The following is a 15,157-nucleotide window of genomic DNA, read 5'->3' as shown; positions in this document are numbered from 1 at the left end:
TATTTTTGAGCGTAAGCACTATCATCGAATTTTATTTTAAGTTAATTATTTGCATAACAATTACCGAAGAGCCTAAATATTTAAGCGAGTAATAGAAAAAGATAACGGACAGAATAACTAAAAATAAGCCGATAACTCGATCGCTGGCGTAATCGATGCGAATATTCAATAGTTTAGGAATAGTCAGGGGTATAATATTCAGCGGACCCGATGAGCCAGTATCAACCGAACGCCAGAAAGCTGCATCTTTAAACAGTTTCATCGCGGCGGCAATGAAGATATCTTCATCCGAATTAATAGAGGGCGCGAGTAAAACTGGCCAACGAGCAGCGAGAATCGCTAACCCCGTCCACGCTAAAAAAACAGGTTCCGAGAAAACCCGCAAGATAAATCTACTAACCTTCGACTCGTTGAAGATTGTAGGAGAAAGCGCTAGAACGACAAATATGAATAATACAAGAATTAGACTTATCCTATATAGATTAGGTAATCCAGATTGGTTTTCTATTGTATTTAATAAAGATAAGCGTAAGTCAAAATTTTCCATGATCAATAGGGGCATTGGTTCGACAGTTATAGATTAATAAAAGTTAATCCGTTCTCGTTCGACAACTAAAGGCCTTTTTAAAATTCTCATGTGCATTAATCCGATATATTCCCCAATAATACCGATAAAAAATAGTTGCACAGAAGCGAGTAAAAATAGTCCGACCATGATTGGTGCGGTTCCTAAAGGAAAATAATCCCAGAACAACAATTTGGCGATTAAATAACCTAACGCCACTACCAGACTCAAGAGGGACAAAGCAAAGCCTAACATGGTGGCCAGTCTGAGGGGAACTTGGGAGTGACTGGTAATACCCAGCATCGCCTCGCTATAGTATCGATAGAAGTTGTAACTACTAATACCCCGTTTTCGCCGTTGTTGTTGATACTCAAAAGAGAAACTTTCAAAACCTAACTCTTCAATGAGTCCCCTAAAATAGGGATAGGGATCGTTAATCTCTCGTAGAACATTGATGACTTTCTGATCATATAACCCGAAACCTGTAAAATTTCTAGTAACTTTTATATCCGAAAGATTGTCCATTAAATAATAAAAAATTTGTCTAGCGAAATAGAAAAAAGCTCCTTCTTTCATCGGAGTTTTAACCGCTTTAACAACTTTATAGCCTTCCTCCCACTTCTTGACAAATTCTAGGATTAATTCGGGAGGATCTTGCAGATCTGCTACGATAGGAATAACCGCATCTCCGTAACACTGAAGAATCCCATAGTAACCAGAACGAACGGGACCGAAATTTCTAGCATTAACGATGACTTTTACCCTGGAGTCTTTTTGAGCAATTTTTTTTAATTCATCTACAGTTTTATCTTGGGAAGCGTTATCGATAAAAAGATGTTCATACTCATAGTTAGGTAACTGATTAAAGACTTCTTTAACCCGCAGGTAAAGGTCTTCAACATTTCCTTCCTCATTATAACAAGGAGTCATTACAGTAATTTTCTTCATTGTGATCTTTCTCTAAAAACAAATAGTTTCATTAAAATAAAAGAGATGACAGCCATGGGAAGAACCAAGATAGCACCAGCGATTAACATTTTAGTTTTTTGCTCGATGCCAATATCAATAGCATCAACAATTCTCAGGGCCTCAACGTTCAAGAGAAAAGTCACCACATAAACTAAGACAAAACGAAAGATTAATTTATTGTTTTGGCTACCAAAAACTAACTTTCCCGTGGTTTGAAAGTTAAATAAAACCCCCAGAATAGTAGCCAGCAAGACAGCATATTTATAATTTAGTCCTATCAGTATAAGACTACCATATAAAAAATAACTGAATAAGGTATTCAGTACGCCAACTAACACAAACCTGGCAAATTCATGTTTTTTAATCAGGTTAACCAATCTATGCTTTTTGATCAGATACATTTTCTTAGTTCATTCCCCCGCAAGTCATTAATTATTGATTAGATTATTGTTGCCCAATTTTAACAGATAACTGTCAAAAATTCATTGAGTAGAGGTCTCACTTGATTCTCTAACTCTAGCGAAACCTTCTCCATTTTACCTTCTCCTCGTGTTAGGATGCAGTTAATTGATCTTCCAGTATTTTTCTTGTCCAGTTTAATTGCTCCTAAAATAAGCTCTAAAATATTAGAGGTTAACTCCTGGTTATAAGGCTGATAATAAGGTTTCAAAAACTCTTCCAAATTATCAAAATATCCCGATTCTACCATTCCTAGTCTTTCGGAAAAGAAGGTAGCCGTAAGCACCCCTAAAGTTACAGCAATTCCATGGGGAATTTTATAGTTAGTGGCCGATTCATAAGCGTGTCCGAAAGTATGCCCATAATTTAAAATATTTCTAATTCCCTTGTCAAACTCATCCCGCTCAATGTAACGTTTCTTGATATTTAGAGCATCTAAAATTAGATTTTGAATCTCTAGAAAATCCGACGATAGTTTTTGAAGATTAATTTTCATTTGTTGAACTTCAGATTGACCAGCCAGTAAATTTAGCTTGATAATTTCCCCCAACCCAGAGCGAATTTCATCAGAGGGTAAGGTCTTCAATACAGAAAAAACAAGAATAATCTCATGGGGGGGATAAAATGTCCCGATTTGGTTTTTGAAGTTTTGGATATTGATGGAGCTTTTACTGCCAATACAACTATCACATTGAGCTAATAAGGTAGTAGGAATTAATATCCATTTAATCCCCCTAAATAAAACGGAAGCTATAAAACAGCCAATATCTTGAATAACTCCACCTCCAATTACTAGCAAGGTACAGTCTTTCCTAAAACCTAATTCCAAGAGGTTTAAAAAAATTGGTGTGAGTCGTTCAAAAGATTTTTGTTCCTCCGTAGCCTCTATTTTTAAGATAGGGCGATCGGACAAAACTTCTTCTATTGGCTGTGAGTACAGGTGGAAAACGTTACTATCAACTAAAGTAAAAACAGTCTTGTCTTTGACAGCTTGTGTTAAAGCATCTTTTAAGCCTTCCTTGACTTCAACACAGTAGGGGTGAAATTGACTTTGGATTTCTAGCATAACTCAAGAACCTTAAAATCAGGGTTTATTTACAGGTGAAGCCGCCATCAATCACTAGATTTTGTCCAGTGAGATAGGTATTTTCTTCCGAACACAAAAAACTAACTAGCTTGGCAATTTCATGGGGTTGGGCAAGACGTTGTAAGGGAATGGTAGCAGTAATTGCCGCTAACTGTTCAGGAGAATTATTGACAAAGGTTAACTCGGTTTCGACATATCCCGGACAAACCGCGTTTACGAGAATACCATAGGGAGCCAATTCCACTGCCGCAGTTCGGGTCAAACCGTTTAAACCTGCTTTAGTTGCCGAGTAAGCAGAGCGGTTTTCTCTGGTGACTAAACTAAAGATAGAGCTTATATTGACTATCCTTCCCCACTTTTGGGCTTTCATATAGGGAGAGAACCCTCTAATTAGGGCCATGGGGGCGGTCAAATTCACCTGAAGCATAATTTGCCAGTCCTCATCTTTGACATGGGTAAGTTCATTGAGAAGATTAATCCCAGCATTATTGATGATTATGTCAAACCCCTTCCCCTGCTCGGAAGCGATATAAGCGGCAATGGACTCCATGCGGGAAAGATCCAAGACATCCCGTGTTGGGGCAATTACTTCAACGCCTTGGTCTTCCAATAATGAGGCCATGGCAGCCCCAAGTCCGCGAGAACCTCCAGTAATCAAGGCTTTATGATGCTTTGTTAGATTTACCATAGAGTAATTTATTAATTGAACTGCGGTAGCGTTCTTCCATCATTTCTAAGCGACTATCATCTTCTCGATGAATTGCCCCATAGTAATTCTTTTTATTCTTCAGCCACATAAGCTCAAATTCAACCGCCTTCAAAAAAGCCTCCTCCGGGTTATTGATGGCTTCCGGACAACGGAAGACAACCTTTCGGGTTTCAAAGCGATCAAGATGTCCTTCAGGAAAGGCTTTAAAGAAAGGTAATGAATGAACGGAAACCCCACCGCCTACAACCACCTTTAACCCGGCTGATTTCGCTTTTTCAGCAATTTTCAAGGCAATATCTAGGACTTGATCGCTATTAATATCTTCACGAGTCAATCCCATAGAACCAGACAAGTCAACTCGCCCAATCACCACCCCACTTAAAGACTTGATTTCGGGCAAGGATAACATTTCATCAAAGTTTTTAAAAGCTGTAATCGTTTCTAAGTTAATCAGAAATTCCACATCTTGTTTTTGATCACTGCTAAAGCCGATATTGATCGCATTCAAGTATTTTTTCAAGGCGTAGGCCGTTTCTACCATGGGAGCAATTACCCGTTCAGCCCCTAAGCTAGTAGCATCAAACATATCTTTGATGGCCTCACAGCCACCAATTTTTAAGTTTAAACCCAAGCCGGCTGTAAGACTAACCTCTTTGAGGCGCATTGCTTCTTCCATGCGGGTGCCTTCCGCTTCAAATTCGGCTTTGACTCCACAAACGTTATAGTTCTCCTTTAATTCCAATAAAAGTTCCACCATTCGTTTTTCCATCGAGTTCATAGTTTTCCTGCTCCTTGATTAGCTAGTTTTAAGTTTGAACTTGAAAGAAGTATAACCTATTCAGTCATGGGCGCAACAATCATATTACTCATAAACTCATCCCGATCTAGGAAGGGGGACAAATCTTCTAAGGGAGAAGATACCATGCGCCCATCATCCAAGCGACGAGAAGACAACTTAGGAGCAAAGGGTTGATTGAGGTCAAGAAACACTTCACAGATCTGAGAACCTTCTCCTTCAATGGTTTCTTGAATAGCTTGCTTCATAGTTGCGTGTTCTCGGCAAAGTCGGTAAGGAATCCCATAGGCCGCAGCTAACTTTTCAAAACTGGGAAAGGTCACGCCACTTTCAGGTCCACAACCGACAATATTATCGGCAAAGAAATTCTGCTGAGTTTGACGAATCGAGTGATAGCCTTGATTATTGAGGACAAAAATCTTGATAGGCAGTTGATATCCCACCAGGGTTTGTAATTCTTGTAGGTTTAATTGAATGCTGCCATCTCCCGCAATACAAATCACTCGCCGCTTACCACTGGCAATACAGGCCCCGATCGCCGCCGGTAGATCGTATCCCATGGAGGCACAACCAGAGTTAGTGTAGAGGCGCTGTCCCTCTTTGATTGATGCCGCTTGAAATGTCGTCACACAGGCGGTTCCATCACCGGTCACGACTATTTCTCCCGGAGGGAGTTCCTTAAAGAGTGCTTGGGCAAAGCAATAAGGGTTAACTGCCCCTTGTGTTAGCCAATATTCGGGTAAGACAGTGGGATATTTTTCCTTACGAATCAAACACCAGTCTAGCCACTGTTGATGGTGTTGTGTTGGCTCAACTTGATGTTGCAGTAAATGCGCCAAAAAGTCGGCTACATCGGCATGAACAGGTAAATCCGGCCTGAGCGTTGGCTTTTTCAGTTCTGATTCGTCAATATCCACGATAATCTTATAGGCTTCCCGGGCAAAATTTTCCCAGTTATAGCTCACCTGGCGGATGTTGAGCCGGCAACCTAAAACTAATAAGAAATCAGCATTTTGGACGGCAAAATTACCAGGGCGATCGCCGATAGTCCCTGGCCTACCAATATAGTAAGGATGATCGTTCCAGATCAGATCGTGAGCGTTCCAAGCTGTAACTACAGGGATTTTCCAAGTATTGACCAAGCGCAGGAAGTCTTCATAAGCCCTCCCTAAACGAATTCCCGAGCCGGCGTAGATAACCGGGCGTTCGGCGGTTTTCAGTCGGTTGATAACTTGTTCACAGGTGGCTGCTAGATCGGGGGTAGTATATTTGATCGCATCTTCTTTGGGGTCGTAGCCCGGTAGAGATGTGGGATCAATCTTAGCTCCTTGAACATTCATCGGGATATCCAACCAGCAAGGACCGGGACGGCCAGATTGAGCCAGATGTAATGCTCTTTCGAGATGGTAGCGAATTGACTGGGGCTCTGTCACCATCACCGCGTATTTGGTGATCGGTTCCACCAATTTAACAATGTCAATTTCCTGATCTCCCAATTGTCTGAGGGGTAAGTCTGTACTTCTGACCACGGTTTCCCATTTTACCTGTCCGGAAATAACGATCATACCGATGGAATCTGTCCACGCTCCATAGACTCCGGTAATGGCATTGGTTCCCCCCGGTCCTGTGGTTACATTCAGAGCGGCTAGGCGATTGGTTAACCGATAGTAGCTTTCGGCCGCCATAGCACAAGCTTGTTCGTGGTGGCAACAGGTGTAGGATAGTCCTGGACAGCGCCCGAAAGCATCATTCAGGTGCATCGCCCCACCACCAGTAAGCAAAAAAACATCATGGATGCCATGTTTCACAAGGGTTTGGGCGATATAGTCGGCAACTCTCATCGGGGTTTCGCTCTTAGATTCGCTAATTTGGTTGACATTATTATAGTTGATAGATTATGAATTAGTGCAGGTATACATTGTTTGGCTCTCTGGTTTCTCGTGTCGTGTTATCAACACTGAGCATATCTAGACGGCCATGCTTACGATGCTTGGTTATAAGCTTTACCTTACTTGATATGTTTTGCCACCGAATAGAGTTAGTATATTCAAATTATCTATGCACTCACTACTTTATTTTTCAGGTTAAGTTCATTAATTATTTGTGTTAGAATTTCTTGGCCATAAATTTTAGATGTTATCAAAATTGTTTCTGTTTTCTTTTTTAATTCTTCGGGAGAAATAATAGGCTTGTCCATTAAATATTCTCCCCAATACTTGGGATTACTATCAACAAATGCAATTATATTGGCTTGACTGAGACTTGAATTAGCCAAAAGTCTCATTGTAGAACTGCCAATTCCCCAAACGATTATTTTTTCGCAATTTAAAACCAACTCATCTATCGCTTGGGTATCAAGATATTCCTCTGAATGTTTTAGGTATTTAATTATATTATTGCAAAGTTCTGAATCTAAATCTAAATTCAATGGTATTTTTCTATTTAACAATCTAGCCATTACCCAAATAGCTGGATAAATAGTCCCTGAATGTAACTCAAATTCTTTCTCTCCCCTACCAATGATAGTAAAGTTAGCAAGCATTAGTAATTTTTCTAGGAACTTTAAGGAGAAGTGATTGATGTGTTCAGTGTCAAAATAATGAAATGGGGAAACATAAAAATTTAAGTATCTTTTAGCATCGGGAACTTCGGCATACAGAATCCCATTTTTATCCAGTATATCTTTAAGATTAGTTAATGCAGTAGACACATCTTGTATATGTTCTAATACGTGGGAAAGAATAATAACATCAAACACACCCAAACTATGGGGCAGTTCAAACATTGAACCAGTATAAGTTTCTATGTCATACTTTTGTTTTGTAGTTTCGGCACAGATAGGAGATGGATCTAAACCACATAAATTGTTATATCCTAGTTTTTTAAGATAGCCTAATAAGCCACCATTGGCACAGCCAATATCTAAAATGCGAACGCTCTTATCCGGTAAAAATTCAGCAATACATTCAGCCGTTTTTTGAATTCGGGCGGCATCATAGGGAGATTCCCCTCCTCCCGTAGCGGTTTTTTTGTCCTCGTATTTGGATAATTTGGTGTAAAAAATATCGTAATCTTTCTGACTTACTGTTGTATCAGCATAGACGAAACCACAGCGATCACAACACAGTATATCATATCCATTTGAGAGGGGATGACCTTCAGGTAAAACGAAATTTTGTGTGTGAATAATTTCCCCATTTTCTTCTTGACAAATTGGACAATTTCGCAGTGATTTTTTCTGATTCATGATGTAAATACTAAAATTTTGATGAATTATAACTAGCCGTTCGGATGATTGAGTCTGACAAAGAAATTAATGGCTTAAGTTGTAACTCAGCAAAAGCCCTCTGGACTGAGGGTACATAACGTTCAACAGGTTTACCGGGGATAGGTTCTTTTGCTATAACTACCTCGACTTTTGATGCAAATGTACTGGCAACAACTTCCGCCAGTTCAGCGATAGTTAAATCCTCATCTGAACCGACATTGTAAGGGTAGCATGATTTCCCCTTAAACAAAATTGTCCACAGCCAAATTGCCAAATCCGCCGCATAGAGGTAAGAACGATAAGGAGTACCATCCCCCTGGATGAGAATCGGACTCCCCGTCATACCATCTCGAATGAAATTACCAATAGCAAAATGGGTATCCAGTGGCAAATAGGGACCGACAAAGGCAAAGCAACGAGCAATTTTAGTTTCTAAGCCCTGTTGTTTAGCATAGAGAGTACAGAGCATTTCTGCTGCCCGTTTTCCTTCTGCATAAGCATAACCCGGATTAGTTAAATCAGGAGAGCCTAAATAGTCTTCGGAAACATGGGTGATTTCTGATGGCTGCTTGCCATAAACGGCACCGGAACTAGTTAATAAGAACTTTTTAGCCTGACAAAATTTAGCAAATTCTAAAGTATGCCTTGTTCCCTCAATAATCGTATCAAACATTAGTAAGGGATCTTCTTGATTGAGCTTGGCACTGGCTTCAGTTGCACCATGAATAATATAAGAAAACTCCCCTTCAGGAAACTGAAATGACCTAACATCACCGCTATGGAATTGAATAGCGGGATGATTGGCTAAATGAGGAGCTTTTTGCCTGAAACTATCAGGATTTCTGGTTAAAACAACTGCCGATGCTTTTAAGTCTAGCTGATCATTGGCCCAAATAAAACTCTCCAGAAGCCAACAGCCAAAAAAGCCTGTACCTCCAGTAATAAATATCCGCTGTCCACGCAATTCTTCCCACAGGTCTTTAGTGTGGGCAAGAATATGATTTAAGTCATTTGTTAGAAGATTGGTCATAAGAGCATATTACATCAGCTATGAATATTATGATAAGGAAGTGGTTCTAATTAGAAGATAGATTTTGCCTTTGATCCCCCCTTAACCACCCCCTTATTAAGGGGGGTATCTGACAATTTTTTAACACCTATTAGATAACGCATTACCTTTTCTCTTTTACCTTTATTATTTACTCCTTCTTTGATAATTAAACCTCCAAGTATTAACCTCAATAGAGTAATCAACATGACAATAATACTCAGTCCTTGTGCTGTCATTTACGGAATGATAAAGTAGTTTTTCTGTATTAACAAAAAAAACAAAAAATCACATACATTAAATCATATTTACTTTGTTTTTCTTCATTGACAAAAAAGCTAAATGTATATAGAAGTCAACAAAAGTAAGGTGAGAGACAGTAAAGAATAAGGTTTGTTTTCTATCATAAACTATCATCAACTTCCACTCCCAGCGATCGCAATTGTGCCGCCAAGCGCTCGGCTCGTTGCTTTTCCTGTTCGGCTCGTTGCTTTTCCTGCTCGGCCAACTCCTCTATGGTGGGGAGCAATTGCCCCGCTGGTGTTGCCCAACGCAGCCAAGTAATCGGCTCTTGTTCATCCCCATAAATTCCCTGCCAGCGCACTAACACTAGCCCTAATATTTCGCTGCTGAATCTGCCTTGAGCATCTGGGTTTAAAGATTTATAAACGCCCCCTTCTAAGCGATGTCCCGCTAAATCTTCTGAGTCAAAGGGATCATACCAAAAGTATTCTGTCACCCGCCAACGATTCTGATAGATCAGCTTTTTCTCTTCTTTATCCTTTTTGGCTGTACTTTCAGAGAGCAATTCAATCACCACATCAGGAGCTTTTTCTTCTTCCCAGACGACCCAGCTTTTCCGTTCTTTTCGAGGCACGTCCACAACGACAAATACATCAGTTCCGCGATCATCCTCGTTACGCACTTGATTGGCGCTAAAGTAAACAAACATATTGCCCCCCACAAATGCTTCTCGTCCTTGAGCTTTTAACCACCGGGAGAGAGGTCTAACTAATAACTGCATTTGCAGTCCGTGTCGCTGGGTTTCCATGGGAATACCATCATCAGAAGGTAGTTCATCTTGGGTCGGTGGTAGCTTGATCCCCAGTGGGTTAGCTGCAATTAGGAGGGTTTCTTGAGCCATTGGTTGGTTGGGGTGAACAACTGATACCACTTTCTTATCATAAACTATTGTCAATGTCAACCCAATTGCGCTCTCAATTGTGCCGTCAAGCCTTTGGCTCGTTTTAGGCTATATGATTTTGTCAAGATTCTCTGACTCTATTACAATTCTAATCTTTTACATAAATATCACAACTTCGCTTTATAGTAGAATCTATGCTTTTCCGGGATTCTAGAAGTTTATAATTGTTCTGATAGAGTAATTCTAAAAACGTGCCACGAAGATTGTAATTGAAAACTTTCCTTAAGGGGCAGACCGTGACAATTGGATTAAATTTATTGAGAGCATCAATAAAACGGGGCTGAAAAGAATTGTCCCCAGATAAAATAGAAGTTGTCTCGGGATAGAACAAGACTTTTCTGTTTTTGTGAAGATAATAATAGGATTCAAATGAATCTGAAAGGAGAATTGATGGACGGTTTAATTGCTTTTCTAATCTAGCCACTCTCTCAGACAAGCCTTACAATGGGAGCATCTCACTTGTGCAATGAGTATTAATGCTTATAGCCGTCAAAAACTAGAAAATCTTGAACTTGATCAAAAAGAGAAATGAGATTATAATAGTGATAACCTACGATTCAGAATATATCTCGATGGCAGGAACAATCCAATGTTATCAGAAAATGAAAAAAGAATTCAAGAGTTATCCCGAGAGTTAGGAGCGTGTCTCTAGGAGCAATCCCAAATTAAGAAATTTAATAACTTGGGAGAAATAGAGGAGACTGTCAGAGATTTAATGATCAAGTATGTTAACCCAGAAATCGTTCTTTTTTTATCAAAATAAGTATAGAAGAAACCGCCAGCCGGACGAGAAGAGTAAAAAGTATTTTGGGTGAATTACCAATGATGGTTATTTTAAAGGGAATTTCCATTGGTTCTGGCTCCAGGTCATCTCAAGTCAAACAAATTGGTTTTCTTGTTAGAATTGCTAGTGCAATGTGGAATTCTGGCAATGTACCGCCAGTCTTTCGTCATTGCTGGGCCTATCTGAATGGTTCTCTTTTTTAACTTTTTTATTTACCTCGTTAAGCATTCTTACTTGATGCAAATGTGAGATGCTCCGCCTACAAATTCTTCGATTAAAGACTCTCAGGAAATTTGCATTCTCACCACTATTAGACCATTTGTCCTGGAAGATGAGGTTAGCATAACAAACACAGTCACTCACTCAAAGTTAATCCGTTCTCGTTCGACAACTAAAGGCCTTTTTAAAATTCTCATGTGCATTAATCCGATATATTCGCCGATAATGCCGATAAAAAATAGTTGCACAGAAGCGAGTAAAAATAGTCCGACCATGATTGGTGCGGTTCCTAAAGGAAAATAATCCCAGAACAACAATTTGGCGATTAAATAACCTAACGCCACTAGCAAACTCAGCAGAGACAAAGCAAAGCCTAACATGGTGGCCAGTCTGAGGGGAACTTGGGAGTGACTGGTAATACCCAGCATCGCTTCGCTATAGTATCGATAGAAGTTGTAACTACTAATACCCCGTTTTCGCCGTTGTTGTTGATACTCAAAAGAGAAACTTTCAAAACCCAACTCTTCAATGAGTCCCCTAAAATAGGGATAGGGATCGTTAATCTCTCGTAGAACATTAATGACTTTCTGATCGTATAAACCGAAACCTGTAAAGTTTCTAGTAACTTTTATATCCGAAAGATTGTCCATTAAATAATAAAAAATTTGTCTAGCAAAATAGAAAAAAGCTCCTTCTTTCATCGGCGTTTTAACCGCTTTAACAACTTTATAGCCTTCTTCCCACTTCTTGACAAATTCTAGGATTAATTCGGGAGGATCTTGCAAATCTGCTACCATAAAAATAACCGCATCTCCGTAACACTGAAGAATACCATAGTAAACAGAACGAACGGGACCGAAATTTCTAGCATTAACGATGACCTTTACCCTAGGATCTTTTTGAGCAATTTTTTTTAATTCATCTACAGTTTTATCTTGGGAAGCGTTATCGATAAAAAGATGTTCATACTCATAGTTAGGTAACTGATTAAAGACTTCTTTAACTCGCAGGTAAAGGTCTTCAATATTTCCTTCTTCATTATAACAAGGAGTCATAATCGTAATTTTTTTCATTATCTATTTCCTCTAAAAACAAAGGTTTTATTTAAAAAATAGGAAACAATTGCTAGAGGCAATACTAAGATAGCTTGTGCCGCTAACATATTAATTCCTAGCATCTTAACAATTCGTAAGGATTCAGCGTTTAATAAGTAAATCACTAAATAAACACCAAGAAAGCGAGCTAGTAGTCGATTATTTTGGTCTTTAAAAACGATCGCCCCGATAGTTTTAAAGTTGAATAATACTCCGCAAATAGTAGCAATAAGTAAGGAATAGCGATAATCTAATCCTAGACGAAACAGCAAGGCAAAGACGGAATAACCAAATAAGGTATTAACTACCCCCACTAACAAAAATCTAACAAATTTACTTTTTTTGATTAGATACATTTTTCAAGTTTATTTTGACAATTAGTGATTACATTGGTCTTTACCTTCTCCTCACCTGTAAAATGGCTAATACACTCTTTGTAGCATGGCCAGAGCCGATTGCACAATGCCATCCAAATCAAGTCCTTGTTGGGAACGTAAAACTGTTTGACTACCGGCGGTTTTAACGGCTTCTCTTTTTAACCTTAAAGGAATAAATTCAACAGTTTCGCCCGACTGTGTCAGAACTTCTGCAACTGCACTTCCTAAACCGCCAATTCCATGTTCTTCTAGGGTGATTATCTTCTTAGTCTTTTCGGCAGATTGTAAGACAGATTGTTCATCTAGAGGGTAGAGAGTCGGCATACTCAAAACTTCAATAGAATAACCCTGTATCGTCAGTTTTTCAGCCGCTTTAACGGTTAAATCTAGCATTCCCCCTATACTGATTAAGGTCAAATCTGTTCCCGACTGTAACTCGATTGCCTTACCAATTTCAAACTGAGGTTCCCTGGGGTGAACTTGAGGCTCACCGGCTTTCCCTAATCTTAAATAACAGGGACTAGATAGGTTAACAATAGCTTGAGTCGCTAACTTAGCTTCTAGAGGATCTCCCGGAGCGATAACCGTCATATTAGGCAACACTCTCATCACCGCTAAATCTTCCATGCCATGATGAGTATAACCCAGAGAACCGTAGGTCAGTCCACCACCAACAGCAACAATATTAACATTGAGATTGTGATAACAGACATCATTGCGAATCTGTTCAAAACATCGCATGATCGGAAAATTGACAATAGAATAGACAAAGACGATTTTGCCACACATTGCTAGACCCGCAGCTATGCCGATCATGTTTTGTTCGGCAATACCCACATTAACAAATCGTTCAGGAAATTGGCCGGCAAATCCTTCGAGGACAGAATAGCCTAAGTCTCCACAAAGAAGCCAAATCCGCTCATCTTTTTTAGCTATTTCACAAAGCGTGTTGATAAAAGCTGTTCTCATGATTTCCCCTCAATTTCTTCTATGGCTTGTTCTAGTTGTTCTTGATTCGGTGATTTGTAATGCCAAGCCAGTTGATTTTCCATAAAACTGACTCCTTTTCCCTTAACAGTATGGGCGATAATACAGCTAGGTTTGCCCTTTTCAAAAGGAACACTATTGAAAGCGTCTTCAATCTGCTGGAAATTATGACCGTCAATTTCTCGCACTGACCAACGAAATGCCTGGAATTTAGCTGTTAAGGGTTCAAGGTCAAGCACTTCTTGGACTGTGCCAAAACTCTGAATTTTGTTATAGTCCACAATAACAACTAGGTTATCGAGTTGATGCTGAGGCGCGAATAGGATTGATTCCCAGTTTGAGCCTTCGTCCATTTCGCCATCACTAACTAGAACAAATACTCGGTAGGGTTTATCTTCACGTTTACCAGCTAAAGCTATACCACAACCGATAGGTAAACCATGACCTAAAGACCCAGTAGAGGCTTCTATTCCGGGTAGATAATGACTGATATGACCAGTTAACTTAGAACCATCTTGACAATAGGTTTCTAGCCATTCTAGGGGAAAAAATCCCCGTTCAGCCAGTACTGCGTAGAGAATAGCCGCACTATGACCTTTACTGAGAATAAATCGATCGCGGTCTAGCCAATTTGGGTTAGTCGGATCAACTCGGAGAATTTTGCCATATAGCACAGCTAATAAATCAGCCATGCTTAAACAACTGCCAATGTGAGAGGCATTAGCTCGATGAACCATTTGTAAAGCCTGAAGACGGATTGATTGAGCTAATTGATTAACTAGGATGTTTTGAGCCATTATTCTTTGACAAAGTAGGAAATATAGGGGTCATAAGGAAAGCGACAGAGTTTAACCATCTCTAAGCTTTCTAAGAGTGCGGTAGTTTCACCTGGAAATTCGGCGCAGTTTAGCTCATCAAAAGCAATAATTCCCCCCTTAACAACTCGAGGATAGAGATATTCAATTGCCACCTTAGTAGGTTCATAAATATCAAAATCCAAATAGAGAAGACTAATCAATAAATGAGGATTATTTCTGACATATTGAGGAATAGTTTGACAAGCATCTCCAGCTACTAATTCTATCTTAGCAATATGTCCTAAAGGACGATTTTTGTCGTGGATATCAACTAGAGATTGCAGTTCATTGATAATCCTGTCCGAAGTTTTAAAACCTCCTTCTTTTAAATGTTCTGAATCACCAGTTTTGATATCTTTTTCATGGAGTGAAGGAAACCCTTCAAAAGTATCAAATCCGATCACTTTGCGAGTATGATTATAGGGTTCAGAAATGGCAGAAAAATGATACCAAGACATCAATCCACCCCCTCCAAACACTCCACATTCAACAATACTGCCATTAGCCTGGAGGCTAAGTTTGAAAATTTCCCATCTCGTTAAAAATCGGGCAATGTCTTGGCGACGTACATGACGAGGAAATGTTGAGAGACGCTGGGTTATAGGTAGACCAGATACTTCAAAAGTCCTCGCTAAATCATCGGGAATGCTTTTTTCCTGTTGATTGTACTTAGCGGAATGATGTCCTAATTGACTCAATGATGATTGCGTTTCTGAATTCATTTTGTTACTCCT

The 15,157-nt window shown here is 39.5% G+C and carries 16 protein-coding genes and 1 pseudogene; 1 reads left to right on the top strand and 16 read right to left on the bottom strand.

The genetic code is table 11. The annotated features are described in order from the left end of the window. Positions 1-31 precede the first annotated feature (31 nt). The 11 genes from RAM70_RS10765 to RAM70_RS10715 all read right to left on the bottom strand — a co-directional run bounded on the left by RAM70_RS10765 (position 32) and on the right by RAM70_RS10715 (position 10,045). The gene (locus RAM70_RS10765; protein WP_312673688.1) at positions 32-547 is read right to left on the bottom strand and encodes a hypothetical protein; all 516 of its coding nucleotides are present in this window, start codon (positions 545-547) and stop codon (positions 32-34) included. 33 nt (positions 548-580) lie between these two features. Continuing rightward, positions 581-1,513: a glycosyltransferase family 2 protein gene (locus tag RAM70_RS10760; protein ID WP_312673687.1), complete on the bottom strand. Its 933-nt coding sequence runs from the start codon at positions 1,511-1,513 to the stop codon at positions 581-583. After that, positions 1,510-1,935, bottom strand: a complete 426-nt coding sequence (locus tag RAM70_RS10755) for a GtrA family protein (protein WP_312673686.1) — start codon at positions 1,933-1,935, stop codon at positions 1,510-1,512. Before RAM70_RS10755 ends, RAM70_RS10760 begins: the two co-directional genes overlap by 4 nt. 59 nt (positions 1,936-1,994) lie before the next feature. After that, complete coding sequence (locus RAM70_RS10750) at positions 1,995-3,059, bottom strand: AroB-related putative sugar phosphate phospholyase (cyclizing) (RefSeq protein WP_312673685.1); 1,065 nt, start codon at positions 3,057-3,059, stop codon at positions 1,995-1,997. Between the two features lie 25 nt (positions 3,060-3,084). Then, a complete protein-coding gene (locus RAM70_RS10745) occupies positions 3,085-3,768 on the bottom strand; it encodes an SDR family NAD(P)-dependent oxidoreductase (RefSeq protein WP_312673684.1) in 684 nt (227 codons plus the stop codon). Then, on the bottom strand, positions 3,743-4,567 hold the full coding sequence (locus RAM70_RS10740) for an aldolase/citrate lyase family protein (RefSeq protein ID WP_004163421.1): 825 nt from the start codon (positions 4,565-4,567) through the stop codon (positions 3,743-3,745). Before RAM70_RS10740 ends, RAM70_RS10745 begins: the two co-directional genes overlap by 26 nt. A gap of 56 nt (positions 4,568-4,623) precedes the next feature. Beyond that, entirely contained in the window at positions 4,624-6,426 is a 1,803-nt protein-coding gene (locus tag RAM70_RS10735) for a thiamine pyrophosphate-binding protein (protein WP_045358451.1), read from the bottom strand. Positions 6,427-6,641: 215 nt separating this feature from the next. Beyond that, positions 6,642-7,832 (bottom strand): class I SAM-dependent methyltransferase, encoded by a 1,191-nt coding sequence (locus RAM70_RS10730; RefSeq protein ID WP_312673682.1) that lies wholly within the window; start codon positions 7,830-7,832, stop codon positions 6,642-6,644. Positions 7,833-7,842: 10 nt separating this feature from the next. Then, entirely contained in the window at positions 7,843-8,883 is a 1,041-nt protein-coding gene (locus tag RAM70_RS10725; RefSeq protein WP_045358453.1) for an NAD-dependent epimerase/dehydratase family protein, read from the bottom strand. A gap of 50 nt (positions 8,884-8,933) precedes the next feature. Beyond that, positions 8,934-9,140, bottom strand: coding sequence for a hypothetical protein (locus tag RAM70_RS10720; RefSeq protein ID WP_045358454.1), 207 nt, complete (start codon positions 9,138-9,140; stop codon positions 8,934-8,936). Positions 9,141-9,304: 164 nt separating this feature from the next. Continuing rightward, complete coding sequence (locus tag RAM70_RS10715; RefSeq protein ID WP_045358455.1) at positions 9,305-10,045, bottom strand: Uma2 family endonuclease; 741 nt, start codon at positions 10,043-10,045, stop codon at positions 9,305-9,307. 649 nt (positions 10,046-10,694) lie between these two features. Between RAM70_RS10715 and RAM70_RS10710 the strand changes: the two are divergent. Next, positions 10,695-10,930 (top strand): annotated as a pseudogene (locus RAM70_RS10710) (ISKra4 family transposase); the annotation flags it as partial. A 318-nt stretch (positions 10,931-11,248) separates the two neighbouring features. Here RAM70_RS10710 and RAM70_RS10705 read toward each other — a convergent pair. From RAM70_RS10705 to RAM70_RS10685, 5 genes are all read right to left on the bottom strand, one after another. Further along, the gene (locus tag RAM70_RS10705; RefSeq protein ID WP_312673673.1) at positions 11,249-12,181 is read right to left on the bottom strand and encodes a glycosyltransferase family 2 protein; all 933 of its coding nucleotides are present in this window, start codon (positions 12,179-12,181) and stop codon (positions 11,249-11,251) included. Continuing rightward, positions 12,181-12,558 (bottom strand): GtrA family protein, encoded by a 378-nt coding sequence (locus RAM70_RS10700; RefSeq protein ID WP_312673671.1) that lies wholly within the window; start codon positions 12,556-12,558, stop codon positions 12,181-12,183. Before RAM70_RS10700 ends, RAM70_RS10705 begins: the two co-directional genes overlap by 1 nt. A 66-nt stretch (positions 12,559-12,624) precedes the next feature. Then, positions 12,625-13,548: a transketolase family protein gene (locus RAM70_RS10695; protein WP_312673669.1), complete on the bottom strand. Its 924-nt coding sequence runs from the start codon at positions 13,546-13,548 to the stop codon at positions 12,625-12,627. Continuing rightward, positions 13,545-14,363 (bottom strand): transketolase, encoded by an 819-nt coding sequence (locus tag RAM70_RS10690; RefSeq protein WP_312673667.1) that lies wholly within the window; start codon positions 14,361-14,363, stop codon positions 13,545-13,547. Before RAM70_RS10690 ends, RAM70_RS10695 begins: the two co-directional genes overlap by 4 nt. Further along, the gene (locus RAM70_RS10685; protein WP_312673665.1) at positions 14,363-15,145 is read right to left on the bottom strand and encodes a TylF/MycF/NovP-related O-methyltransferase; all 783 of its coding nucleotides are present in this window, start codon (positions 15,143-15,145) and stop codon (positions 14,363-14,365) included. Before RAM70_RS10685 ends, RAM70_RS10690 begins: the two co-directional genes overlap by 1 nt. Positions 15,146-15,157: the final 12 nt, after the last annotated feature.

The sequence above is a fragment of the Microcystis wesenbergii NRERC-220 genome (assembly GCF_032027425.1).
In the GTDB taxonomy this organism is placed as follows: domain Bacteria; phylum Cyanobacteriota; class Cyanobacteriia; order Cyanobacteriales; family Microcystaceae; genus Microcystis; species Microcystis wesenbergii_A.
Note: the sequence above shows the minus strand (reverse complement) of the source record. Positions and strands in the feature narration are given on the sequence as shown.